We start from the raw sequence: 26,882 nt of genomic DNA, 5'->3' as shown, positions 1-26,882 counted from the left end.
TAGCGCGAATGATTTCATCATTCGCGCTAGCTGCTGACTACTATGTGGATATTACTAACCGCACTGGCTATACCATCATACCGCGCTGCCTGGCGCTATGAACATCTCAAGCTGATGGCGCTCGCCGTCCAGCGGGATACGAACATCGCCCTGTGGTCGTGTCAGTGAATGGCCATCTAGTAACGCATAAGCTTCCTCGCTAGTTGTGGCTATGGTGACGGCATAGTGCGTGGCGCCGATGCTGAAGGCGGCACTAAAGCCTGGCCAGTCGCTAGGTAAGCAGGGGGCGATAACCAGCCATCCACCTTCTCGGCGGATACCCAAGATGCCCTCAATACCCGCTCGGTACATCCAGCCTGCTGACCCCGTGTACCATGTCCAGCCACCGCGCCCTGTGTGCGGCGCAACGGAGTACACGTCCGCGGCGACAACATAGGGCTCAACGCGATAACGAGCCGCGTCATTGGCCGTTCGAGCATGGTTGATCGGGTTGAGAAGTGAAAAGAGCGCGTGCGCCTTGCCGCCTTCGCCGAGCTTAGCAAAGGCTAATATCGCCCACATAGCTGCATGGCTATACTGCCCGCCGTTTTCACGCATACCCGGTGGATAGCCGCCAATATAGCCAGGGTCGCGCTGGGGTTGGTCGAATGGAGGCCAGAACAATAGCGCAAGCTGTTCGTCTTGCAGGATGAGTTCGCGTTCAAGCGAACCCATGGCAAGCGCCGCCCGGTGCGGCTCTGCTGCCTCCGAAAGTACTGCCCAGGACTGGGCAATCGAATCAATCCGGCACGCATCGCTTGTCTTGCTGCCCAGCCAGCTACCGTCATCAAAGGTGGCGCGCCGATACCACTGACCATCCCAGGCGTTACTTTCCAACGCTAAACGCAGGGCCGTTGCGTGGGCGCGCCATCGTTTGGCTCGGCTAGCCTCGCGCTGCTCTGCAAAGGGTAAAAAAAGCTCAAGGGTATGTAGCAGCAGCCAGCCTAACCAGACACTTTCGCCTTTGCCCGCTTCGCCAACACGGTTCATGCCGTCGTTCCAGTCGCCTCCGCCGATCAGCGGCAGGCCGTGTTCACCCGTTAATGTCATGCTCTGGTCTAAGCCGCGGGCGCAGTGCTCAAATAACGAGGCGCTTTCTGCCGCGACCATCGGCTGGAAGAAACAGTCGTGCTCGTCAGGCGCGAGCAGGGCGCCTTCAAGAAAGCTTACCGGCTGGTCGAGCACATCTTCGTCATGGGATGTCGCGATATATCGGGCGCAGGCATAGGCTAGCCATACTCGGTCGTCGGAAATGCGCGTGCGCACGCCTTGGCCAGAGTGTGGTAGCCACCAGTGCTGCACATCACCTTCAACAAACTGGCGCGATGCGGCCCGCAGCAGGTGCTGTCGAGTGGTTTCGGGGCTGGAAAAGGTTAGCGCCATACCGTCTTGCAGCTGGTCGCGAAAACCGTACGCGCCGCTGGCTTGATAGAACCCAGAGCGAGCGGTGATCCGACAGGCAATGGTTTGATAAAGCAACCAGCCGTTAAGCATGATATCCGTGGCGCGGTCGGGCGTGGTTACCTGCACGGCATTGAGCTGGGCTTGCCAGTGTGCGTGAACCGCGGCGAGTTCAGCATCAATGTCGGCCTGGCGATAACGCGCAATCAGCGCCTGTGCCTCCGCGGTTGATTTCCCCTGGCCCATCAAAATGACCACATCCACGCTTTCGCCCACCGCTAGTGTCACGCTGCGCTGTAGCGCGGCACACGGATCTAATCCCGCACCGTGAGCGCCAGAAAGCGGCGCCTTAGTGCGTAGCCCCGCAGGCGCTGACAGACTGCCGCCAAGGCCAATGAATTCGCCGCGGTCGGCTGTCCAGCAGGCAGGCTGAGAACCGACATCGACAAACGCGACTCGGCCTGGAAAGGCAATGTTCCAAGGTTTTTCGACCATCAATGCACCGCTTTCAGCATCCGGATGCGAAATTAGCAACGGTGCCGAGGCGCTGCGCGATGTGCCCATCACCCACTCTGCATAGGCGGTTACCGATAGCTTGCGTGGCCGGTCTGAATGATTGCGCAGACTTAATCGTGAAATCCTAAGGGATGCATCTAAGGGAACAAAGTGTAGTAATGCTAGCGCGATACCGTCGGTTTGATGCTCAAACTGGCTATAGCCGAAACCGTGCCGCGCCAGGTAGCGGCCCTGATCCCGCACCGGGCGGGCGGTGGCGGTATAAAGTGCCAGCGATTCTTCATCACGGACATAGATAACGTCGCCACAGGGGTCTGCCACCGGGTCGTTTGACCACGGCGTTAACTGGTTTTCGCGGCTATTATCCGCCCATAGATAGCCCGCGCCCTCTGCCGATACTTGGAAGCCAAAGCCCTCATTAGCGATAACGTTAATCCAAGGGGCGGGTGTTGAGCTGCCTTCATCAAGTACTGTGACGTACTCGCGGCCATTGTCGGCAAAGCCGCCTAGGCCGTTAAAAAACTCAAGCGCTGGAAGCGGCTCAGGTGCAGGATCGCTGGCCTTAATGGGGCTGTGCTTGGGCAATAAGGTGCGCTGTAAGTCTGGCAGCACCGATTTAGCGGGATGGGCGGGCAGCGTCAACGCTAATTGATGGGCAATGTTGCCTCGCTGCGCCATTAATGCAACGCAGGCCACCGACTGCAGCTGCATGCGTACTTCCAAGCTTATGAGATCAGCACGCAGCGCTACGATGCTGCCGTGGACATGGCCAGAGCGCAAATGTGGCCGCGCCTGGCTGCTGAGTACCGCGGTCTCGATGGCTTGCTGCAAATCTTGAATATAGGAGGAGGCTCGCTCGTTGATAATCACTAGGTCCACGACTAAGCGTTTCATGCACCAGTATTCATGCGCGCGCAGCAGCTGATGCACCTGGGCAAGATCATCAATCGTGTCGATACGCAGCAGCACAATGGGCCGATCACCGGAAATCCCATGTTGCCAAAGCCGTGACTGTGGCCCGGCGCCTCGCTCTATGGCATCCGCAGGCGCTCTAAAACGCGCGTCTGGATATAAAATCGGCGCGGCTAAGCGTTGAAAATCAGCGGCTTCCTCCGGTTGAATGGCTAAGTGGCGAAGCTGAACCTGAGCCTGAGTCCAGGCCAGTGTTTTGGCGCGTTCAAAGGCGCTGTGATGATGGTGCTTATCTATTAAGTCGATAAGTGCTTCGCGCGAGGAAGCCACCACGGTCCAGTAAGCGATCCGAGCGGCTTTGCCTGGTGCTAGGCGAAGGCGGTAACGCAGTGCAAATATTGGGTCCAGAACGCTGCCGACCGTACTTGACAGAGGCTGCCCATCGTTAAGCGAGGCGGCGCTTAACATACTTTCACCACGTCCTAAGAACCGGGCGCGGTCGGTCTCAAACTGCAGCTCGCCCACAGTGTCGCCTTCCACGACGGCAAAGTGGGCCGCCCATACCGGCTCTTCGTCAGGCGTGCGCTTTCTGCGTGTGGCCACTAGCGCGCTGAAAGCTTCCAAATACTCGGTCATCACAAACATTTTAGCGAAGGCCGGATGAGCATTGTCGGCATCCGGCGTGGTCAGCACTAATTCTAAATAAGAAGTAATGTCTATATCGCGGGCGCGCCGACCGCTGTTAGTCAGCGAGAGGTGGCGTACTTCGCTATCGTCCTCGCCGGATACCAACACTTCCATATGCGTGGTGATATCGTTGTGACGATGCGTGTAACGCGCGTAATCCTCGGCAAAGGTTACCTGGCTATGCTGGTCGGTGATGTCGGCCGCGTGCCTAGCCATTTGTCCTGTCGCGGTCCATATGCCGGGAGATTGGCTGTCGCGTAGAAAGATAAAGCTTCCCAGGTGGTCGCGGGTGGCGTCCGGCTGCCAGCGGCCAATCGCGATGTTGCGCCACCGACTGTAGCCGCCACCGCTGGCCGTTAGCATCACTGAGTAGCAGCCGTTAGAGAGTAAATGAGTCACCGGCGCGGCGCTGGCCACCGTGGAAACGTGGCGCATCGTTTGCGCCTCGTTAATACTCTGGCTGGCGGTTGATTTCACCTCTTCAGCGCGGGGATGAATGATGGCTACATCGCGGGGAACACGCTCTTGCAGTAACAGCTCGCTGGCCTGAATCATTGGCTCGCGGTGAAAGCGCGCGCGCATTTGACCATGATTCAAGGTATTGGCAATCGCCACGATAGTCATGCCCTGATGATGGGCCATAAAGCTGCGCACAATGACCACCGTTTCGTCAGCCGGCAGCCTTGAACGGGTAAAGTCGAGCGCTTCATAGAAACCGTAGCGGCCTAATGCGCCCATCTCCGCTAGGCGGTTAAAGTTTCGACAGGCGCCGCTGGGGTCAACCATGGTGGCTAAACCGGTGGCATATGGTGCGATTACTAGGTCCGCAGAGAGCCCGCGCTTGAGGCCCAGGCCCGGCACGCCGAAGTTGGAGTATTGATAGGTTAATTCCAAATCTCGGGCGCTGTAGGCTGATTCGGAAATGCCCCAGGGGGCGGAGCGCTGAGCGGCATAAATTTCTTGGCGTTTCACTACCAGTCGATTGGTTTGTTCGAGTAGGCTGCCGCCGGGGGCGCGCATCACCAGTGACGGCATCAGGTATTCGAACATTGAGCCTGACCACGAGATCAGCGCAGAGCCGAACGTTAATGGGGTTGCCGCACGGCCAAGCCTAAACCAGTGGCGAGTAGGAATATCGCCTTTGGCAATGGCAAACAGGCTGGCTAGTCGCGCCTCGGAAGCCAGCAGGTCATAACAGCTGGTATCCAGGCAGTGATCATCCAGCGAGTAGCCAATCGATAGCAGCTGGCGCTCAGTATTGAACAGAAAGGCAAAATTCATCCCCATGGCAAGGCGTCTAGTAGATTCAGCCAGTTGCTTCAGGCGCATGACGAGTTGACTGTCTTCCTGATGGGACTGTTCCTCTTGGTTTTCTCTGTCCTGGCGGTGCTGTATCACGGTGGCATGCAGTGTTTGTATCCAGAACAGCAGGTCATCGCTATTGCTTACCAAACTGAGGGTTTTGTCGGTGAGTAGTGCGGTATTCGCCAGGCATTCTGGCCCCATTGCATCGCCTTTGAGCTGACCTTCAATGGCATCAAAGTGCACGGTGAGCTGAACCACGTCTTTTTCTGGAAGTGTTGAGGCCTGTGCAAGTGCCTGACGAGTAAGATATAAAGTGTCGGCGATGCCTGCGCGTGGGTCGGGTAGATAGGTGGCTTGCTGCCAGGTTTCGCAGGCGTTAGCGATGACGATGAGATGGCCTGCCAGGTTGCCGCTATCAACCGTTGAGACATAGCGTGGGTTCAGCGGGCGTAGGTCGTGAGTCGCATACCAGTTATAGAAGTGCCCTCGGTAGCGTGGCAGCGTCAGCATAACGTTAAGCGTCGCTTCGAGGCGCTCTAGCGCTTGATGGGTACCTATCCAACCAAAATCTCGGGCGGCCAGTGTGGAAAGAAGATACAGCCCCATATTCGTAGGCGAGGTACGTTGAGCCAGTACGGGCTGTGGGTCTTCTTGAAAGTTATCCGGCGGTAAACGGTTATCGGTGGCGGTGACAAAGGTTTCAAAGTAGCGCCACGTGCGCCGTGCAATCACGCGTAGCTCAAGGGCTTCATCGGCCGAAATAGAGGGCTGAACCACGGCACTTTTATTGCTGCTTAGCCACCAGGCAGCGGCCGGTGCCGCCAACCAAAGTAGCGCCATAGGAACGGCGATTGGCCACACATCGCCTGCTGACCAAAGCGCACTAATGGCCACCGCTAGCCCAAGCGCAGTGCCCGGTGCCATGCGTTGGTAAAACCCTAAGATGCTCAGTGCCGGGCTTTTCATCGACTGCGCCGCCGAGGTCCATTCAAGCAGGTGCCGGTGAGTGATTAATACACGGTTTAAGGTTCTAGCAATGGCATCCAGCATGCGCCATGCCTGATCGGGTAAAAAAACCACCTGCAGCAACACCTGACTGCTACCCAGCGTTAGTTCGTCAAACCAAAGATGATAATGATGGCGTAGCTTGGCTTTCGCTCGGAAAGGGATAAACGATGTGGCTAACGAAAGCAGCACCGGGGCTCCCATAACGACCAACAGCAATAGCGTGCTGATGATGGCCATGCTGAGCGGTAGCTGCCAACTGACGGCAAAGCCTGCAAGCATCAGGGGGGGCAATAGTGAGCGGCGCAGATTGCCCAGCATTTTCATCCGCCCGGTAAGCGGCAGGGCTGAGGTCTTTAGCCATGGTAGTAGCTGCCAGTCGCCGCGGGTCCAGCGGTGCTGTCGCTTAGCGGCAACGTCATATCTTGCCGGAAAATCTTCAATTACCTCGATGTCAGAAGCGAGCCCCGCGCGGGCAAAGACGCCTTCAAACAAATCATGGCTGAGTAGGCTATTGTCGGGTACTCGACCCGCCAACGATGCTTCAAAAGCATCAATGGCATAGATGCCTTTACCCGCAAACGAGCCTTCGCCGACTAAGTCCTGATAAAGATCTGAAATAGTGGCGGCATAGGGGTCAATGCCGCCGGGGGATGAGAAGAGCCGCTGATAGATAGAGCCTTCGCCCCCGGTAGGTAACGATGGGGTGACACGAGGCTGTAAAATCGCGTAACCCTCTACTACTCGCTGTTTTCGCTGATGAAGGCGCGGCTGGTTTAACGGGTGTGCCATTTTGCCGATCAGCCGGCTTGCCGCACCGCGAGGCAGGCGCGTATCCGCATCGAGGGTGATCACATAGCGAATATCACCAGGCACTGCGGGTGGATTGATAAAAGTGGTGTCGGTGGCTCCGCGCAGTAGACGATTAAGTTCATGCAGCTTGCCGCGTTTACGCTCCCAGCCCATCCAGGTGTTTTCAGTACGGTTGAATACCCGTCGCCGATGCAGTAAGAAAAAGCGCTTATCGCTGCCAGTGACGCGGGAGCTGGCTGACGTTTGAGCGCTACCCGCCAGGCCATAACGTTCATTTAACTGCTCGATCAGCCTGTGGCCCGTGGTTAATAGCACTGTCTCTGCTGGAGAATCCGCTTGATGAGCATCAATGCCGTCAGTCAATAGCGCGTAGGTTAGTGCCCCGTCACCGCTAGATAAATGATGTACTTCCAGACGCTCAATCTGTTCACGCAGCTCCTCTTCACTGGTGAGCAGCGTTGGCACGACCACCAGCGTACGACAGTGGGCAGGAACACCTTTGGAGAAATCGAGGCTGGGCAGCGGCTGGGCATCGATGCAGTTAATAAACAAGCGATTAACGATCAGTGTGGCCACTTCAACAATAGGCAGTAGTGCGAGTACGCCGAGTAGGAGTAGCCAAGCTAGCGAAGCATCGCTTATCGCCAATGGCAGGGCGGCTAGTGTACTGCCGGCCAGCACTATTAAACACAGTGTCACCGCCGCCACTGTCACGATATAGCTGCTAATCCCGTAGTGAATAAGTGTGCGGCGCAGCCGTTGACGAGGGGAGGGGGCAAATCCCACCGTTTGTTCGAGAGTAGTGCGCCCCGAGCCAATTAAAAAGTAGCCAGGATCGCCCATGCGGGCAGCTTCTATTGAGTCATCGGTGCTTGCCACTGTCTTGTGCGATAGAGCAAGCGCTGCATCCACAATCTCAAGCTCTGAGTGCTTAGAGCCACGCGCGAGTTGTTCTATTGCGCTGCGATACTGGTTGCGGGTGGGGAAATCTAACTGCTCAAAGCCGCTGTGTTGCCCCAGCCTTCTATCCACTAAGCTGACGCTTTCAAATAGCTCCGCCCAGTCGATGCTGGACACCAGCCGCATACTGGTGATGACATTGCGCACGCTAACGTTGGCAGCACCTTGGCGCTGTTGAGCGTGCTGAACCACTTCATCAATGGTTTCACCCTGAAGGCGGAGCTGTTCCTCTAGCCAGCCAATGAGCGGGCTGCTGCGCGGGTCTAAGCCGCGTACTCGTTTAGCGAGTTGAGCGATAAACGGCTCAGCCAGCGCTCCTTTGTGAGAGTTAAAGGTACGAATGCCTTCACTTAGAGTGTCAAGCGCCATTGCCGCTGGCTGATCGGACGGCGCTAGCCATTTAGCCGCGAGGTCATCGGCTGCGTCTCTCGCCGTTTGTTCGCTGATCATTTGATCGGCTAGCCGGCGCAGATTTTCCACCAGCACAATGCGCAGCGTGATAGCAACGGCCCATAGCTCGCCAATGGTGAGCGGTTGAACACGCTGATATGCGCTAATAAAGGTGTGTAGATTAGCCAGATCAACATGACTATCGGTGTGCGCCACAAATGCCCATGCGATGCCAAAAACTCTTGGATACCCGGCGAATGGGCCGCTTGCAAGCTTAGGTAGCTGGCGATAGTAGCCGGGGGGGAGATCGCTGCGAATCTCTCGAATTTGAGATTCAATCAGGTGGTAGTTATCAAGTAGCCAGGCGGCTGCGGGAACGATGTCGCGGTTGTTTGCGAGCGCTGATGCGCTAACGCGATAAACGCTTAGCAGCGTTTGCGCGTTAGCGTCGAGTCGTCGCGTTAGTGATACTACTTTGGGTGGGATGCTGGTTACTTTTTGAGCCAGTGCCAGGCTGCCAGCATGCTGTTCCAGGCGCTCTGCGCTGAAGAGTTCCTCTCTAACGGGGGTGGTAGAATCCCACGGCGCTGCAAACGCATGGTGCGGACGCACAAAACGGAGAAATTGTTTCACAGGTTCCATCCTGGTGAGAGTGCGCTTCAAGAGCCACACAAACGATACTTCCTTACCAGGACAGTGGTCGTGCCGCGCGCCTTCGTCCGTGCGCTAGCGCACATAGCATGGATTAATTGCGCTTTGTTTAGATGTTTAAGCCTTGTTAGTTATTAATTATCAGTGATTGGTTATTTTGGATTGGTTTTTTACAACCCGTTTATTTAAAGCTATAAGCGCGTTGATAGGGCATTAAACGATCGCTTTCTGCTTTTACGACGGCATAGCACTCACAGCTAAGCTGTTCCAGTAATGCTCTGTTTAGAACGGTAATATGCCCGCGTCGATAGTCAATGGCACCGCGTTTATGCAGTTTTCCGGCCGCCTCGGTGACGCCTTCACGCCGCACGCCAAGCATATTGGCAATGAGTTCTTGCGTCATGACGAGCTCGTTGCCGGGCAGTCGGTCTAGCGATAGCAGCAGCCAGCGACACAGCTGTTGGTCAATCGAGTGGTGGCGATTGCACACCGCCGTTTGCGCCATTTGAGTAATCAGCGCTTGGGTATAGCGCAAGAGCAAGTGGAGCATTGCTTCATGGCGGCCGAACTCTTCGCGTAAGCTCGCCGCGGGTAAGCGCAGCGCGTGCCCGGCACTTTGCACGATAGCGCGATTCGTTGTGCTTTCCCCACCCATAAACACGGCAATGCCAACCAACCCTTCGTTACCGACGACCGATATTTCCGCCGAGTCACCGTTTTCGGTAACATACAGCAGCGAAACAATTGCGTTAATTGGAAAGTAAACGTGCGCAAGCGTAACACCTGGCTCGTAAAGCACCTGGCCTAACGACAAGTGGAGCGGTTCAATTAGCGGAGTAAGCCGCCGCTGAGCGTCAGCCGGCAAGGCTGCGAATAAATGATTCTGTGCCGTTAAATCACGATCTTTCATCTGTCATCATCCCTGAGAGAGCGTGTCATCCTGCGTTTGAGCATACGCTATCGTTCGTTGGCTTCATGCCTGCGCAGTGTCCAGTAGCCTCCCCATAGACGTGTTGCCGTGGTGACAAGACATGCACTGGCAAAAAGGGTCGCCAGGGTCGAAAAGTGACCAGGGAAAAGGCAAAAAACCACCAGGGCGAGTACGGTTTCAGTGCCCTCGGTTAATCCTTCTAAATAATAGAACGCTTTGTTAGGAAAGTTGGGGCGAGTAAGGGATTTTTGTTTAGCGGCAATGGCGAATGCCAGAAACGACGTGCCGGTACCGATAAAGGCAAACAGCAGCAGGGTCGCTGCAAGCGCATTTTGGGCTGGATTAGCCAGCGCAAAACCAAGCACGACAGCCGCGTAGAAAACAAAGTCTAGCCCGATATCAAGAAACCCGCCTGCCTCGCTGGTGCGACCACTTATGCGTGCTAATGCACCGTCCACGCCGTCGCCGATGCGATTGAGCACAATGGCGAGTAAGGCGAGACCATAATGCTCCCAAGCTAACAGTGGCAGGGTGGTCATGCCGATCAAGAAAGCCCAGAGCGTGGCCTGGTCCGGCGTTATACGCCATTTGTGCAACGCGTTGGCGAATCGCTTGAGAGGGCGCTGAGCCAGCGGCATCGTCCATCGGTCTAGCATACGCGGCTCCTTACTCTGCATATAATAAATTAATTAACCATGGCAGTAGCTTGCGAGCTAATAAAGCCGTTTTAATAGCTAGCGATAGCTAATGATTAGAACTAAAGGCTGTTAGACTTTGGTGGTAAATTCGGGTAAATGACTGGACTGAATACCTATTGCAGTGAAATAAAGGGCGCCATAGGAATACCCGCAACGCGTGTTAGTAGGCTAACCGACTACGCGTGCATCCTCGACATCCAATCACTAATATCTCGAAAGCGACGCTAATTGTATGCATAAAACTGCCCTGATGACGGTGTGGGATCAGCTATGGAATTCCCATTACCAAGCCAAAAACCTATTGATGTGCGCACTGCCCACCGGTGGTGCCGCGAAGGCAGCGGCTTCCAATGCCAAGCGCGAGCCATCCCCTGACCCTAAACCACCGGCCTACACGCCGCCGCAGAAGGTGGGGTTACTGCTTGGGCCTTTGCTATTTGCTTTTGTCGTGATGTTTTTTCATCCCGAAGGCTTAAGCTTTGAAGGGCGTATGGTGCTTGCGACCACGCTGTGGGTGGCCGTATGGTGGATCACGGAAGCCATCCCTATTCCCGTTACCTCGCTATTGCCCATCATCTTACTGCCGATTACCGGCGCGCTTGAAGGCAGTAAGGTCACCGCTGCGTACGGTAATCCGATCATATTCCTATTCCTAGGCGGCTTTATGATCGCGCTGGCCATGGAAAAGTGGGATTTGCACAAGCGTATAGCGCTGTCGATTATTGCCGTATTGGGTACCAGCATTAATAACATCGTGTTTGGCTTTATGGCCGCCACGGGCTTTTTATCGATGTGGGTATCCAATACGGCGGCAGTCATGATGATGCTGCCGATCGGGTCGGCTATTGTTTACCAAGTGAGCCAAGAGCTGAAAAAAAGTGATGAGGATCACAGCGGCGAAATTGATAAATTTAGCAAAGCGTTGATTTTTGGTATTGGCTATGGCGGTACTATCGGTGGCCTGGGTACGCTGATTGGCACGCCGCCGAATATTATTCTCGCGGCAATTGTTAACGAGCTTTTCGGTATCGAGATCTCTTTTGCTGGCTGGTTAATGTTTGCTTTTCCCGTTGTCGTGGTACTGCTATTCGCCACATGGCTGCTGCTGACTCGCGTATTTTTCCGAATCAAATTTAATCATTTGCCGGGCGGACGTGAACTCATCCACAAAGAAAAGGCTGCCTTAGGCACTACTAGCTTTGAAGAAAAAGCGGTGCTGGCGGTGTTCCTGCTGGCTGCCTTTTTGTGGATCACCCGCTCATTTTTATGGCAAGGGCAGATCATCAATATTCCGGGTATCAGTGACACGATGATCGCGATTTTTGCTGCAATTCTGCTGTTTTTGATTCCCTCCAAGAACAAAGGCGGCTGCCTGCTAGGTTGGGACGTTGCTAAAGACGTACCTTGGGGCATTTTGCTGCTGTTCGGTGGAGGCTTGGCCATTGCCGCAGGCTTTGGTTCTTCAGGCTTAGCAGAGTGGATCGGCGGACAGATGAGCGTGCTGGAAGGTGCTAACTTCCTGCTAGTGATCCTGCTGGCAACCGGTATGGTACTGTTCTTAACCGAAATCACTTCGAATACCGCAACGGCGACGATGATTCTTCCGGTGCTGGCGTCACTGGCATTGGCGCTGGATATTCATCCCTTCGTACTGATGGTGCCTGCTGCCATGGCAGCTAACTGTGCCTTTATGCTGCCGGTGGGTACTCCACCAAACGCGATTATCTTCGCCACCGGTAAGCTTAAAATTATTGAAATGGTGCGTACCGGCTTCTGGATCAACATCATTGCCATGCTTTTAATCGTGGCAGCGGTTTACTTCCTGCTACCCGTGATGTGGAACGTTGACTTAACCAGCTACCCAGATGCCTTCCGTCGCTAATATGCCATGCTAGTGTCTGAAAGCCCTGCCTCGAGCGGGGCTTTTTGTTATTGGGAGATTGTGTGGGTTGATTGTTATGATGCCGCTACACCCTTTGCAATTGAGCCTGTTATGCGACTACTTCACACCGCTGATTGGCACCTGGGACGGCTATTTCACAACCTTTCGTTGCTGGATGATCAGCGCCATGTGCTCAGCCAACTCCTTGAGATCATTGATCGTGAAAAGGTCGAGGCGGTACTGATCGCGGGTGATATTTACGATCGTTCGGTGCCTCCTTCCGCCGCGGTAACGCTGCTGGATGAGGTGCTTCACGCGCTGTGTGAGGTGCGCAAACTTCCGGTCATCATGATTTCAGGCAATCACGATGGCGCTGAACGGCTGCGGTTTGGCGCACGCCACTTGCGTCAAGCCGGGCTGCATATTCTCTCTGACCTAGCTGACTTCGCGACCCCCGTGACGCTCACTATTGATGGCGTTGAGGTAGATGTTTTCGGTATTCCCTACGCTGATCCTGAGCATGTGCGCAGTCACTTTAAGGTCGACGTGCACGATTTTGACGGTGCCCATCGTTATTTGGTCGAGCGAATTAGCGAGCAGCGTCACCCAACGCGCCGCTGCATATTGATGAGCCACTGCTTTGTTGCTGGCGGCAGCGCGTCAGATTCGGAGCGTCCGCTGACTTTAGGCGGTGCCGAAAGCGTTGCCTGGGAGCCGATGCAAGGCTTTGACTATGTGGCGCTTGGCCACCTGCATGGCCCGCAGTATCGCGGTGGCGAGCACATTCGCTACAGCGGCTCAATACTCAAGTACAGCTTTTCTGAAGCCCGCCAGCACAAAGGCGTTACGCTGGTGGATTTAGAGGCAGGTGGCGTCACGAAGATTGAACAGATTCCGCTGGTGCCAAGCCGGGAAGTCCGCGTGCTGGAAGGCGAGATTGACGCCTTGATCGCCCAGGGGAGAACCGATAAGAATGCAGACGATTACCTGTTGGTGCGGTTAACCGATCGTCACGCTATTCTCGATCCGATGGGTAAGCTGCGCGAGGTTTATCCTAACGTGCTGCATCTCGAAAAGCCGGGCATGTTAGAAACCCGCGGGGGGCAGCAGCTTGATCGGGAGCGTTTACGTTTTGATGCGCTGGATATGTTTGGTGATTTTTTCAATCAGACCAGCGGAGAGGCGATGAGCGAAGAGCAGGCGCGGGCCATGGCAGAACTCATTAACCAGCTACAGCGCGATGAGGCTCAAGGATGACGCCATTAACCCTGACCATGCAGGCATTTGGTCCTTTCGCGGGGACTGAAAACATTGATTTTACTGCGCTAGGCACCAGCCCGCTGTTTCTTATTAACGGCCCGACTGGGGCGGGCAAAAGCTCGATTCTGGATGCCATTTGCTTCGCACTATACGGCCAGAACACCGGCAATGACCGCGATCCAACGCAGATGCGCTGTGATCAGGCGTCCGATACGCTGTTAACGGAAGTAACGCTGAGTTTTCGCCTGCGCGGTGTGGACTACCGGGTAAGGCGTGTACCTCAGCAAGAGCGCCCCAAAGCGCGCGGTGAAGGTACCACCACCCATAGTGCTGAAGCGCAGCTATGGCGGCTAACCACGGGTGGCGAGATAGATACCTGCCTAGTGGCGCGTAAGGTCAACGATGCGACCGCTGAGCTGCAGGCGTTAATCGGGCTAAATGCCGACCAGTTCCGCCAAGTGATGGTGCTGCCGCAGGGCAAGTTTCGCGAACTGCTAATCGCAGATTCCGCCAAGCGGGAAAGCATTTTTTCTCAGCTGTTCCAAACGCAAATTTTTCAGCGCATTGAAGAACGCTTGCGCACCCAGGCTAATCAAATCGTGCGGGACGTTAATGATCATCAGCATCGGGTAAAAGGCATCTTAGAAGCCAGCGATGTTGAAAGCGAAGCGGCGCTGAGTGAACTGCTGGAATCGCTCATGCCAGATCAGCAGGTCGCCAACGATGCGTTAGCCGCCGCTAAGCAGCAGCGTGAAAACGCGCAGTCGGCCGAGCGTCAGGGGCAAGAGCATCAGGCGTTGTTTGACGGGCAGGCGGCGCTGATTGAAGAGTATCGCCTGCTGCTACAGCAACAGCCTGAGGTCAATCACGCCCAAGAGCGTTTAAGCGCACATGAGCAAACGCAGGAGCTGGCGGCGCCGTTTCACAGCCTCCACATGGCGCAACAATCGTCGCAGACTACTCAGCAAGAGTATGGGCAGGCTCAGGCGAGCGTCGAAAAACAGCGCACGGCCTACCATCAGGCTCAGCAAGTGCTGCAGAAGGCGCAAACTCATTATCACCAGCTGCCTGAACGGCGAGAGCAGGTCGGTCGATTACAGCAAGCCCTTGAGCAGTTTCAAGCGTTAAACCGTGTCGAAAAGACGTTGCATCAAGCCCGTGAGGCGTGGCAGGCGTTAGATCAGACCGTCGGCCAGCAATTACATCAGCGCGACACCATCGCTCAGCAAGGGGAGGCGCTAGCCGCGCAGTTGAAAGCGGAGCAGGCGGAGCGCAATAGCTTGGCAGGCAGTGAAGCAGTGCTGCAAGGCCGCCAGACCCTGCGCGACCAGCGGCACACGTTGGCGGGGCTTGAGACTCAGCGCAGTGTACTCGGCGAAAAGGTAGCTCAGGCGAGTAGCCAAGTAGCAAGTCACCAGCAAACCCTCGAGCGCTGTCAGCAGCGTGCCACTGAGCAAGAAATGCATTGGCACCAGGGTCAGGCAGCGCTCCTGGCAGCTCGGTTGGAGATTCACCAGCCTTGCCCAGTTTGCGGCAGCTGCGAGCATCCCGCGCCCGCCCCGCCAGACCAAGCGCCCGTGACTCAGGCGGATGTAAAGCGTGCGCGCGTGGACTACGAGCAAGCGCAGCAGGCGTTGGTGAAAGCCCAGCAGCTGCAGCAGCGGCTAGCCCAGCAGCTTAGCTATAGCGATGAGCAGAGTGAGCAATTACGCCGCACGCTAGGCGAGTGGAGTAGTGAGCCTCTCACGGCATTGGAGGCCGCCTGCCAAGAGAGCCAGCGCGCTTTGGAACGCCATCAAGCGCTTGTTCAACACATACAGACGCAGGAGCTTACCCTTGAGCAGCGGCGTAGCGAGTGGAAAACGCTGGATGCTCAGATAAAGTCTCAACAGCCCGAGGTAGAGAGTGCTCAAAAGCGCTGCCACCAGTTAGAGGCTCAGTGTGAGCAGCTGCGCGCGTCGTTGCCTGAAGCACACTCATCGTTGGAGGCCTTACAGGCAGAGCTGACCCGCTTGCAGGGTGAAATTCAGCAGGGCGAGACGGCATGGCAGTCGGCTCAGCAGACTGCCCATCAGGTACAAACAGCGCTTGCCCAGGCTGACACTACGCTAGCGGGTAGCGCCCAGCGTGCAACAGCAACGAGCGAGGCATTAACGACCGCCCAGCAAGAATGGCGTAGCGCGCTTGAACGTAGTGTGTTTGAAAATGATGCCGGCTTTTTGCAGGCCCGCTTGGAAACATTGGCGCGCCAAGCGCTGGTTGAAACCGTTATGCACTTTCAGCAAGAGCTTGCCAAGCTAGAGGGCCAGCTTGAAGCCAGCAAGGCGCGTCTTGAGGGGCTGGCAGCGCCTGACGTAAAGGCACTCGCTGAACGGGTGGCCGTAGCGCAGGCCCGCGAGCAAACCTGCGATGAAACCTATCAACGCCTGGCGGCACGCATAGCCCAGTTAACCAATACCCAGCAGAAGCTTAAGACGGCCCACACGGCTCAGGCGGCGCTTGAAGCCCAGTACCAGCTGTGGGGCACGCTAAGCGAGGTTGCTAATGGCCGCACCGGGCATCGTATTAGCCTGCAACGCTTTGTGCTTGGTGTGCTGCTCGATGACGTGCTGATTCAAGCCTCCGCGCGGCTGGTACGCATGAGTCGCGGGCGCTACCAGCTAGTGCGTCGAGAAGACCCGTCAAAAGGCAACAAAGCGTCAGGCCTTGAGTTGGATGTAGCGGACACCTATACCGGCAAAAATCGTTCGGTAGCGACACTTTCCGGCGGTGAATCATTTATGGCCGCGTTAGCACTGGCGCTGGGGCTTTCGGATGTTGTGCAGGCTTACGCTGGCGGTATTCAGCTGGATACACTATTCATTGACGAGGGATTTGGCAGCCTGGATCAAGATGCCTTGGATCAGGCCATTGCCATGCTTAGCGAGCTGCAAATGGGCGGGCGCATGATTGGTGTTATCTCACACGTCAGCGAACTCAAAGAGCAAATGCCCGTCCGTATAGACGTGCGTGCCAGCCGCCACGGTAGTTCGGTGGAAATAAAGGGCGCACTTCCTTGATGTCTAAGCTTTTTAATGCCTCAGTCTTTAATGCCTCAGTCTTTGCTGTCTGAGCCAGCGTTAGTTCACGCTGCGTTCATACAGTATGTTTTATAACGTGAGTTAATCTTTAAACGGGCCTAAAGATAATATCGATCTAGGAGTACAAGGATGAACGCAAGTAAAATTTTGCAGCAGCTGATGCAGCAAGCCGGCGGTAGTCAGAAGGGCGGTAGTGGCAGCGGTGTCGATGTTAAGGGAATGCTGAGCGGGCTTTCTAAGCAGTTAGGCGGCGGTGGCGGCAGTAGTCAAGGCAGCGGATCTTCCGGTGGTTTTGACGTAAAGAGCCTGCTGGGCGGCGGTGCTATGGGCATGCTTGTAGGTTCCAAGCGTGGCCGCAGCATGGGCGGCAAAGCGCTTAAGTATGGCGCTATTGCGGGCGTGGGCATGCTGGCTTGGAAAGCGTGGCAGAGTTCACAAGCTGCTAAGGACGGCGGCGCGCAGCCCTCTGCTGAACAGGCGAGTGCGGCAGAGGGCGAGCGGGTAGAAGTGCTCAGCGGTGAATTCCAAGAGCGGCGTAGTCTTGAACTGCTGCAGGCGATGATCATGGCCGCACGCGCCGATGGCCACATTGACGAGCAAGAGCAGGCGCTGATTACCGAACAAATTGATGCGCTAGGGGCCGACCAGGAGATGCACAACTGGGTAGAGCAGCAGCTAAAAGCACCGCTGGATGCCCAGGCGTTGGCTCGCGAAGCAGACTCCCCACAGGCCGCGCGTGAGATGTACTTGATCAGCGTGGCGGTCACTGACGATCAAAACCCGATGGAACGTGCTTGGCTAGACCAGCTGGCCAGTGCTCTTAATCTATCCAAAGAGATGACGACTGAGCTCGAGCACCAAGCTCAGCAGGCTGGTTAATGCTCGAAACGTTCAATCTATGGCTGGCCACTGGCTTTGGGCTAGGGCTGGCGCCAATAGCGCCGGGTACGTTTGGCTCGTTGCTGGGTGTTCCACTGGCATGGTGGCTGCTGGGCAGGCCGACGTCTCATCAGGCGGCGATCATAGCGGTATTGATAGCCATTGCGATACCGGTTTGCCATGTCGCTTCGCTGCATTTTGCCGGCTTGGATCATGGCAGCATTGTGGCCGATGAGTACGTAGCTTTCCCTCTCGCCGTGATTGGCCTGCGAGCGGCGCGCCACCCGCTGGTAATGGCACTGGCATTCGGCGTTTATCGTTTTTTCGACGCGTTAAAACCACCGCCGATACATTTAGCCGAGGCGGTGCCGGGTGGTTTCGGTATTGTGCTGGATGATGTTATCGCTGCACTAATCACCTGGCTTATCGTGGCGGCTGCATTGGGGCTTTGGCAGCGTCGAGCCGGCACTATCTAATACGTGATCGCAATAAAAAACCTCGCAGGCAATGGCCTGCGAGGTTTTAGTTTTAGCAGCTTAGTGGCCTTGTCGGATGACTTACTCCTTAACCACAATCACCGACTTGGCATTGACGAACTCAAGCATGCCGAAGCCGCCATGCTCGCGTCCATAGCCAGAGTCTTTTACACCGCCGAAGGGCATTTCTGGTGTTGCGACGCCAAAGCCATTGATAAATACCATGCCGGTATCAAAGTACTTGCTGGCAAGCTCTGTCGCGCGCTTAACGTCTTTAGAGATGATCCCACCCCCCAGACCATAACGGCTGTCGTTGGCGATACGCATGGCGTCTTCATCGTCTTTGGCGCGAATCAGTGCCGCCACCGGGCCAAACAGTTCGTCATCATAAGCGGGCTGCCCAGGGGTCACGTTGTCCAGCACTGTGACCGGGTAAAACGCGCCTTTACCTGAGGGCTTTTTACCGCCGCAGAGAATTTTTGCGCCTTTGCTTACGCTCTCTTCTACTTGCTTATGAAGAGCATCGCGCAGATCAACGCGGGCCATGGGGCCAAGATCGCTACCTTTTTGGTTGGGGTCGCCCGCCGTCAGTGCCTGCATACGAGCCACGTAGCGTTGTTTAAACGCATCATAGTTCTTTTCAGTCACCACAAAGCGTTTCGCCGCAACGCACGTTTGGCCACCGTTATAGACACGCCCTTGAACACAGGTTTCTACCGCGAGATCGAGGTCGGCATCGTCAAGCACAAGATAAGCATCGTTGGAGCCTAGTTCTAACACGGTCTTTTTCAAATGTTCGGCGGCTTTAGCGGCGACTTTCCGGCCTGCACCGTCACTGCCGGTAAGCGTGACGCCGCGAACCGCAGAATGGCCAATGACTTCATCAGACACGCCGTGAGAGATCACGAGCGTGCGGAAAACGTTTTCGGGAAGGCCCGCTTCGCGATAGATTTTTTCCAGCAGCAGGCCGCTTCCGGTCACGTTTTCGGCGTGCTTAAGCAATACGCCGTTACCCGCCATTAGATTGGCAATTGAGTAGCGCACGACTTGATAAGCCGGGAAGTTCCAGGGCTGAATGCCGTAGATGACGCCCATCGGCGAATAAGTGACAAAGCCGCGTTCACCGTTCCCAGGCTGGCGCTCTTCGTCAGCTAATTTTTTAGGACCATGTTCAGCGGTGTAATCACAAATGCCGGTACACAGGTCAACTTCTTGGCGCGCCTGGTCAGGCAGTTTGCCCATTTCTTTGACCATCAGATCGGCCAGTGCTTCTTTATGCTTTTGAAGCGCTTGGCCAATCGCTTTAACCGTTTTAGCGCGACTTTCAAGGGACTCAAGGCGCCATTCCAGAAATGCCTCGTAACAAGCATCCACTACCTGCTTGGCTTCACCGCTACTCATTAGCGTATAGGTATCGAGAGTTTCGCCGTTAGTCGGATTAATCGTCGTGATATTGTTGCTCATAAGATCTCCTATCTTTAGATCAACGTGTTGGTCAAATCGCCCAGCTCCTGGGCGCTTAATCGACCGGTCTATTTCAAGTGTGCGTTCACCTTATTACAAAGTGAGGGCTTATGCACAATGAAGCACTTATTGTCGGGCAATGAATTATGAGAGTGGTTCCATACGCTTGTTAAAAGCGCTTTGCATCATTGATGCTTTTTTTCATCAATCAAGTATTTTTTGATGATTTTTTTCTTTTCTTAATCAGAATCCTATTATTTTTATTAAATTATTATAATTAAATCATTGGCTTATGGTTTTTATGTTATTGGCATGGCATTTGCTTTGAATTTGTTAGCCGGCGAAGTCGCCTTCGTATTAGCAGCGCTGCTAGAACAATCAATAACATTTCAATAGGAAACGCCACATGCAGTTAAGCCGTCTTAATCAAGTAAGTAGCTTTAAAAGCGCTGGTAAGCTGGTCACTGGTCACGGAGCTGCCCAGCAGTTGCAGCTCTATGTGCAGTCGCTGGGGATGCAACGACCGTTGATCGTGACCGACAGCGGCGTAGTGGCTTCAGGCACACTGGATATCATCACCGAGCAGCTCATGGCGCTAAATGTGACTTACGCAGTATTTGATCAGGTTACGCCCGAGCCTGAAGTGGAAATAGTTGAAAATTGCACGCGTGCTTTTAATGGTGGTCAGCATGATAGCGTTATCGCCGTAGGCGGCGGAAGTGCGATGGACATCGCCAAGTGCGTGGCGGTATATGCACACTATGAAGGCCCGCTTGAGGGATTGTTTGGTGAAAATAAAGTTGCCCAACGTGAGGTGCCTTTAATCGCCATGCCAACCACGGCGGGCACAGGATCTGAAGTAACCAATATCGCAATTTTGTCGGATAAAGTTCAGAAGATGAAAAAGGGCATAGTAAGTGATTGCCTACTACCTGACGTAGCTATTGTAGCGCCGGAGTTGACGCTGAGCTGCCCGCGTTCAGTAACGGCGGCCAGCGGGGTCGATGCGTTGGTGCATGCGATAGAAGCCTACCTTTCTAACTTCGCAACGCCGATTACCGATGCCTTAGCGGTTAAAGCCATGAACTTGATCATCCATGCGCTACCCAAGGCATTTGCTAACCCTAACCACCTTCAAGCCCGTGAAGACATGGCTACTGGCAGTCTCTTGGCGGGATTGGCGTTTGGTAATGCTGGTGTTGGGGCGGTGCATGCCTTGGCATATCCATTAGGTGGGCGTTACCACTTGGCTCATGGAGTAACCAATGCACTCTTATTGCCATTTGTGATGGAGTGGAACAAGTTGGCCTGCGTCAATCGCTTTCGTGGCATTGCGGTGGCCTTTGATGAACCCGTGGCTGGGCTTTCGGATGATGCCGTTGCCGATGCGGTTATCAAGCGCATGCATAAGCTGTGTGCTGATGTGGAGATTCCTGCCGGTTTACGCTCTTTTGATATTCCTGAATCCGCCATTCCCGAGTTGGCCGCCGAGGCCATTAAGGTGGAACGTTTGCTACGTAATAACCCGCGGGTATTAACGCTTACGGATATTGAGGCGATTTACCACGACGCTTATTAATGCGCCGCTAATTAAAACGCCATAACGACAAAACGTTTATTAAAAAAATACTAACAATTTTAAAATAGGAGCCCATGCCATGAGTGCTTGGAAACATCGCGTTGACGGTGAAGAGAGCCCGTACACCCCATTAGGGCCATTTAAGCTACGCCTGCCGTTTTATCATTACCGTTTTGAACTGCCCGATTACCTGCAGGGCCTATTAATGTGTGCGGTGGATCTTGCCGCTATTCCATTGATGATGCAGTTACTAGGCATGCCGTTTGAAGCAGCGTTGGCCATTGTAATTTTAAATGGCTTGCTCTATTTGATGCATCACCTCCTGGGTGACCCGGTTATCCCAGGTTGGATTACCCCCGCTATTCCTCTGTTGATGGCTTATGTGTCGACCTTTCCTGAGGGGGTAGACAGAGTTCATGCGCTGATTGCCTTTCAGATGCTACTGGGGATTCTTGCGCTTGGGCTTGGGGTAACGGGTATGGCGAGCAAGGTGGTGCGGCTAATCCCTTCTGCTATTAAAGCGGGTGTCATTATGGGCGCTGGGCTGGCGGCCATTGTCGTGGTGTTTGATGAGGGTGGTCGCTTTGAGCAGTATCCTTTTACCATTGCGATTGCGGTAGGTGTTGCGTTTTATCTGATTTTTTCTAAGCACTTTAATAAGTTGAAAGCGCAGGGCGGGCTTTGGGGCGCGATCGGTAAGCTGGGTATTTTTCCCATTATTGTACTGGCCATCGTGGTGGCACCACTGTTTGGTGAAGCACCGTGGCCTGATGTGGAGTGGGGGTTTAGCCAGCCTGATTTCGCGCTGATGTTTAGTGAATACACGGTGTTTGGTGTTGGTTTACCGCCGTTGACGATGTTTTTGACCGCGTTACCTACAGTTATCGCCGCTTACATTGTGCTGTTTGGCGATGTGCTTCAAAGCAAGGCGTTACTGGAAGAGGCTGATGAGAAACGCCAGGACGAAAAAATCGACTATAACCCTAATCGTGCACACATGATTTTTGGTGGGCGTAACTTCGGGATGAGTATCTTTGGTCCCGATGTGGTGATGTGTGGCCCGCTGTGGGCAGCGATGCATGTAGTAACGGTGGAGCGTTACAAGCAGGGCAAAGCAGCGATGAACTCTATCTTCGGCGGCTCCGGCTCGTTTCGCTGGGGTACGAATACCGGTTTGCTGCTGTTGCCAATTGTTAGCTTGGTGGAGCCCATCCTGGGGATTGCATTGGCGCTGACGTTGTTAATTCAGGGCTACGTGAGTGTACGTATTGGCATTATGGAAGCGCGCAGCCAGCGAGACTTAGGTATCGCGGGAATTATTGCTGCCATGCTGGTCATTAAAGGCGCTACCTGGGCTTTTGCGGTAGGTATCTTGCTCTGCGCGTTAATTTACGGCAAACGCTTTTTCTCAGGTGAGGTGGATAAAACCTTCGTGAAGGACTGGGACGAGGCATCGTTACCGGAGGCTGATCCCGAGCCGGAGGTGCCATTGCGCAAATAACAGACACTGCCTCTATAGTGGCTTAAACGCTATTAGGTAGAAAATCAATGTCCACCGCGAAAGCGGTGGGTGTGGTCTATCAGGGGGAGCTGTTATGCAACGTATCGACGAGTGCCTTTCGTTGGAAGCCGCGCTGCCGTTATTTGATTTGCACGGCACTGATGCAGTGGAGGTATTTGATATCCAGGGCCAAGTGATTGGAGTATTAACCCGCACCGATATTGAAGAGGCGCAGGGCAATACGTCGTCAGGTCAATTGGTGGGTGAATGTATGCGTTATCGTGTAACGGGCATTACCCCCCCTAGCGAGGCCCAAAGCGTTGATGCTTTTGGTTTTGATCAGGAGCCGTTGAGTTCTTTGTTGGATGCCTTGCACGATGGTGTCTATATCACCGATGCCAGCGGGATTACGGTCACGATCAATAAGGCTTATGAGCGTATCACCGGAATTTCTCGGGCAGAGGTGGTGGGCTTTCATATGGCCGACTTGGTGAAAGCGGGGTTTATCTCTAAATCGGCCTCGTTGGAAGTTATTCGTGAGCGTCGTCCGATTACACTGGTGCAGACTATTCATGATAGCCGGAAAATCGTGGTAACCGGCATGCCCATGTTCAAAGCCGATGGCTCGATTGCGTATGTGGTCACTAGTGTGCGTGATATTACCGAGTTGCTGTTGGCGAAACACGCTCAGGAGCAGTTAGAACAGATTCAGCGCATGCGTGAGACGTTTAAGGTGCCGGAAGTAACGGCGCTAAGTTCGTCTGGGGTGATTATCAGCCGACAAACGGAGCCTTGCTTTGAACTGGCCAGGCGAGTAGCAAAAACGTCCGCGAAGATACTTATTCGAGGCGAGACGGGCACCGGTAAAACGCTATTGGCACGCTATATTCATCAGCACAGTGATCGCGCGGATGGGCCGTTTATGGAACTTAACTGTACAGCGTTCCCTGAAGGGCTGCTGGAGGCAGAGCTGTTTGGTTATACCGCTGGTGCCTTTACCGGAGCGGCACCAAAAGGCAAGCAGGGGCTGCTGGATGTTGCTCATGGTGGCACGCTATTTCTGGATGAAATTGGTGACCTGTCGCTCGCGTTACAAGTGAAACTGCTCAAAGTAGTGGAGGAAAATCGCTATTTACCGGTCGGTGGAACGGCGTTTCGTCAAACCGATGTGCGCTTGATTACTGCTACTCATCAGGATTTACATGACCGGGTAAAAGAAGGCTGCTTTCGCGAGGATCTATTTTATCGCATTAGTGTGGTGCCTTTGTGGTTATCGCCTTTACGACAGCGACGCGATGAGATTATTCCACTACTTAGCTATTATTTGAGTCATTTTAATAAGCTGCATGGGCTGTGTCGGCGATGGGATCCGGAGGCCTTGGAACTACTTTCCAGCTATCCATGGCCTGGCAATATTCGTGAGCTGATTAATTTAACCGAGCGTTTAACCGTTACGGTGTTAGAAGACCTAATAACCGCTACGTCGTTGCCGAACGAGGTATTTCCCTGTGCCACGCTTTGTGTAAAGCATGTTAGTGGCGACCTCCGCCAACAGGTCATGCACTTCGAACAGCAGTTAATTCACCAAGCACTTGCTAGCCATGGCTCTACCCGCGCTGCAGCCACTGCATTGGGGGTCGACCAGTCGACTCTGGTAAAGAAGCAGCGGCGCTGGCGTCAGGCGAGCATCTGATAATAAGTGGTGTTATATGGCAAGGTTTTTAGAACTCTGGCCCACCAGCTTCTTCGCCCCACACCTCGTCTAAACGTCCATCGCGCCCACAGCTGAAGCGATAGAACTTATAGCGCACCGGGTTTTTCTGGTAATAATCCTGGTGGTACTCCTCCGCAGGCCAAAACGCCGTGGCGGGTACTATTTGGGTGGCGATATCCTTGTCAAAGCGAGCCTCCATGTCGGTTTTGGATGCTTCAGCCAGTTCTCTCTGCTCTTCATTGTGATAAAAAATCGCCGAGCGGTATTGATCGCCTACGTCGCAGAACTGTCGGTCCACCGCGAAGGGGTCGATATTGCGCCAGAATATGTCTAATAGCTGCGAATAGCTGATTTCTTCCGGGTCGTATTCAACTTGGACAGCTTCAGCGTGACCGGTGCCGCCCCGCGAAATATCCTCGTAGCTAGGATTCTCTAGCTCGCCGCCGATGTAGCCAGAAATGGTGGCGCTGACCCCTGGCTGCTTATCGTAAGGTGGTTCCATGCACCAAAAACAGCCGCCGGCAAACGTAGCTTCAACGGTCGCCTGGGCTTGAAGTGACGGGCTGGCGAGGCCTGCAGCGGCCACTACGCAAAGTGCTAATGGACGAAAAAGGGGAAGTCGGGTCATTCAAAGCACTCCAGTGGCGGTAGTGATACGGTTCGAGCTTAAGCCTATTAATGGCTTGGGGCTTAGCTTGCTGACAGCGGCATTAAACTAACGCCTAGGCTCCCTTGGCTAACTCAGTAGGCTAGTCTCTAGTTATACGTTTATCAGCAGCCTTTTCAAAACACGTTTTTTATTAAAGGTAGGCCCATGACAACAACAATCCAATTAATTAATGCGCTTTTTAGCCACAACGCCCAGGTGGCAAAGGTTGGCACGCACGCGAGTACAGCGCTACTGATGGCGAAGTAGCGCCCTAACGTTACCGGAGTCCGTGATGCCAGAACTAGCTAATAACCACTATGATTATATTGTTATCGGCGCAGGCACTGCCGGGTGCCTGCTGGCCAATCGTTTGAGCGCAAACCCCAAACATCGCGTGCTGCTGATAGAAGCGGGAGGACGGGATAACTACTACTGGATTCATATTCCCGTAGGGTATCTCTACTGCATCAATAACCCGCGTACCGATTGGCTGTTTCGCACCGAGCCCGACAAAGGGCTCAACGGCCGTTCATTGATTTATCCACGCGGCAAAACCCTGGGCGGCTGTTCCAGCATCAATGGGATGATTTACATGCGCGGCCAGGCGCGAGACTACGACCACTGGGCTGAGGTGGCGGGAGACGATGCTTGGCGTTGGGAAAACTGCTTGCCCGATTTTATCAAACACGAAGACCACTATCGATTAGATGCGGGCGGCGATGGCGACGCTAAACATCGCGACTTTCATGGGCATGGCGGCGAATGGCGGGTCGAAAAACAGCGCCTGAAATGGCCCGTGTTAGACGATTTTGCCGAGGCTGCTGTGCAGGCGGGCATCCCGCGCACCGATGATTTTAACCGCGGTTCAAACGAAGGCGTGGCCTATTTCGACGTCAATCAGCGCTCGGGCTTTCGGTGGAATACCGCTAAAGCATTTTTACGCCCGGCACTTAAGCGCGACAACTTAACGCTATGGCATTCCACGCAGGTTAATCGGCTGTGCTTTAACGAAGAGGGAGGTATGCCGCGGTGTTCGGGCGTTGAAGTTGAGCGCAATGGCAGTGTCCAGCGAGCGACAGTGAGTGGGGAAGTGGTGCTATGTGCCGGTGCCATTGGTACGCCGCACTTGCTGCAGCTTTCCGGCGTGGGGCCTGCCGAGCTGTTACGCAAACACGGCGTTACCTTGGTACATGAGCTGCCGGGCGTCGGCGAGAATCTGCAGGACCACCTGCAGATTCGCTCAGTCTATAAAATTACCAATGGCAAAACATTAAACGCCATGGCCAGTACGCTATGGGGAAAGGCCGGTATCGGGCTTGAATATTTACTCAAACGTTCTGGGCCTATGAGCATGGCGCCTTCGCAGCTGGGGGCATTTACTCGCAGCTCGCCAGAGCACGCGCACCCCAATATTCAATACCATGTGCAGCCGCTGAGCCTTGAGGCTTTTGGCCAACCGCTGCACGCATACCCAGCCATTACCGCAAGCGTGTGTAATTTGAACCCCACCAGCCGAGGGACAGTGCGTCTAAAAAGCAGTGACCCGCATCAAGCGCCGGCCATTTCGCCTAACTATCTGAGTACGCCTGAAGACCGTAAGGTGGCAGCGGACTCACTGCGCGTCACTCGGCATATTGCCGAGCAGCCTGCTTTTAACAAATATGCGCCTGAAGAAGTGAAGCCGGGCGCTGAGTATCAAAGTGATGATGAGCTTGCCCGGTTGGCGGGCGATATAGGAACGACCATTTTTCACCCCGTTGGCACTGCGCGCATGGGTCGCAAAGACGATGTTATGGCGGTGGTGGATGCCCGGCTTAGAGTGCGCGGTATCAACGGTTTGCGAGTCGCTGATGCCAGCATCATGCCCACCATTACCAGTGGCAATACGAACTCTCCAACCTTAATGATTGCCGAGAAGGCTGCCGATTGGATCTTAGCGCCACATAGCTGAAATTCAGCGAAAGTCCAGGAATTTAGGGGCTTTTAGCTAGGTATTATAGTAGTGTTGACGGGTGCATGGGTTAGGCGCAAAATACGCTCAGTTGGTTAGCAAGTCGAACGTTGTCAGCAGTATAGAAACGCCTCAAGCG

Annotated in this window: 14 protein-coding genes; 9 read left to right on the top strand and 5 right to left on the bottom strand. The window is 54.5% G+C overall.

The genetic code is table 11. From position 1 onward, the window contains the following. Nucleotides 1–75 precede the first annotated feature (75 nt). The 3 genes from ACT3TR_RS10855 to ACT3TR_RS10845 all read right to left on the bottom strand — a co-directional run bounded on the left by ACT3TR_RS10855 (nt 76) and on the right by ACT3TR_RS10845 (nt 10,266). Nucleotides 76–8,670 (bottom strand): GH36-type glycosyl hydrolase domain-containing protein, encoded by an 8,595-nt coding sequence (locus ACT3TR_RS10855; RefSeq protein ID WP_444625205.1) that lies wholly within the window; start codon nt 8,668–8,670, stop codon nt 76–78. Between the two features lie 190 nt (nt 8,671–8,860). Then, complete coding sequence (locus ACT3TR_RS10850) at nt 8,861–9,589, bottom strand: Crp/Fnr family transcriptional regulator (protein ID WP_444625206.1); 729 nt, start codon at nt 9,587–9,589, stop codon at nt 8,861–8,863. Nucleotides 9,590–9,636: 47 nt separating this feature from the next. Next, nucleotides 9,637–10,266, bottom strand: coding sequence for a CDP-alcohol phosphatidyltransferase family protein (locus ACT3TR_RS10845; RefSeq protein ID WP_444625207.1), 630 nt, complete (start codon nt 10,264–10,266; stop codon nt 9,637–9,639). Between the two features lie 292 nt (nt 10,267–10,558). Between ACT3TR_RS10845 and ACT3TR_RS10840 the strand changes: the two genes are divergently transcribed. The 5 genes from ACT3TR_RS10840 to ACT3TR_RS10820 all read left to right on the top strand — a co-directional run bounded on the left by ACT3TR_RS10840 (nt 10,559) and on the right by ACT3TR_RS10820 (nt 17,885). Next, the gene (locus ACT3TR_RS10840; protein WP_096282311.1) at nt 10,559–12,190 is read left to right on the top strand and encodes an SLC13 family permease; all 1,632 of its coding nucleotides are present in this window, start codon (nt 10,559–10,561) and stop codon (nt 12,188–12,190) included. 111 nt (nt 12,191–12,301) lie between these two features. Then, nucleotides 12,302–13,447, top strand: coding sequence for an exonuclease SbcCD subunit D (locus ACT3TR_RS10835; protein WP_444625208.1), 1,146 nt, complete (start codon nt 12,302–12,304; stop codon nt 13,445–13,447). Then, on the top strand, nt 13,444–16,509 hold the full coding sequence (locus tag ACT3TR_RS10830) for an AAA family ATPase (protein ID WP_444625209.1): 3,066 nt from the start codon (nt 13,444–13,446) through the stop codon (nt 16,507–16,509). The genes ACT3TR_RS10835 and ACT3TR_RS10830 overlap by 4 nt, the downstream gene beginning before the upstream one ends. 150 nt (nt 16,510–16,659) lie before the next feature. Beyond that, entirely contained in the window at nt 16,660–17,409 is a 750-nt protein-coding gene (locus tag ACT3TR_RS10825; RefSeq protein ID WP_444625210.1) for a tellurite resistance TerB family protein, read from the top strand. Continuing rightward, a complete protein-coding gene (locus ACT3TR_RS10820; RefSeq protein WP_444625211.1) occupies nt 17,409–17,885 on the top strand; it encodes a phosphatidylglycerophosphatase A family protein in 477 nt (158 codons plus the stop codon). Before ACT3TR_RS10825 ends, ACT3TR_RS10820 begins: the two co-directional genes overlap by 1 nt. 81 nt (nt 17,886–17,966) lie before the next feature. On the opposite strand, the gene ACT3TR_RS10815 is transcribed toward ACT3TR_RS10820, so the two are convergent. Then, nucleotides 17,967–19,349 (bottom strand): NAD-dependent succinate-semialdehyde dehydrogenase, encoded by a 1,383-nt coding sequence (locus ACT3TR_RS10815; RefSeq protein WP_444625212.1) that lies wholly within the window; start codon nt 19,347–19,349, stop codon nt 17,967–17,969. A gap of 406 nt (nt 19,350–19,755) precedes the next feature. Between ACT3TR_RS10815 and ACT3TR_RS10810 the strand changes: the two genes are divergently transcribed. The 3 genes from ACT3TR_RS10810 to ACT3TR_RS10800 all read left to right on the top strand — a co-directional run bounded on the left by ACT3TR_RS10810 (nt 19,756) and on the right by ACT3TR_RS10800 (nt 24,122). Further along, on the top strand, nt 19,756–20,928 hold the full coding sequence (locus ACT3TR_RS10810) for an iron-containing alcohol dehydrogenase (protein ID WP_444625213.1): 1,173 nt from the start codon (nt 19,756–19,758) through the stop codon (nt 20,926–20,928). Nucleotides 20,929–21,007: 79 nt separating this feature from the next. Then, nucleotides 21,008–22,429 (top strand): hypothetical protein, encoded by a 1,422-nt coding sequence (locus ACT3TR_RS10805; RefSeq protein ID WP_444625214.1) that lies wholly within the window; start codon nt 21,008–21,010, stop codon nt 22,427–22,429. Nucleotides 22,430–22,523: 94 nt separating this feature from the next. Further along, complete coding sequence (locus ACT3TR_RS10800) at nt 22,524–24,122, top strand: sigma 54-interacting transcriptional regulator (protein WP_444625215.1); 1,599 nt, start codon at nt 22,524–22,526, stop codon at nt 24,120–24,122. A gap of 28 nt (nt 24,123–24,150) precedes the next feature. Here the strand turns inward: ACT3TR_RS10800 and msrA are convergent, their stop codons facing one another. Further along, a complete protein-coding gene (gene msrA / locus ACT3TR_RS10795) occupies nt 24,151–24,771 on the bottom strand; it encodes a peptide-methionine (S)-S-oxide reductase MsrA (protein WP_096278655.1) in 621 nt (206 codons plus the stop codon). Nucleotides 24,772–25,084: 313 nt separating this feature from the next. On the opposite strand from msrA, the gene ACT3TR_RS10790 reads away from it, so the two are divergent. Further along, entirely contained in the window at nt 25,085–26,743 is a 1,659-nt protein-coding gene (locus ACT3TR_RS10790) for a GMC family oxidoreductase (RefSeq protein WP_444625216.1), read from the top strand. Nucleotides 26,744–26,882 lie beyond the last annotated feature (139 nt).

The organism is Halomonas sp. AOP12-B1-6, assembly GCF_052379225.1.
Lineage (GTDB): Bacteria > Pseudomonadota > Gammaproteobacteria > Pseudomonadales > Halomonadaceae > Vreelandella > Vreelandella casei.
Note: the sequence above shows the minus strand (reverse complement) of the source record. Positions and strands in the feature narration are given on the sequence as shown.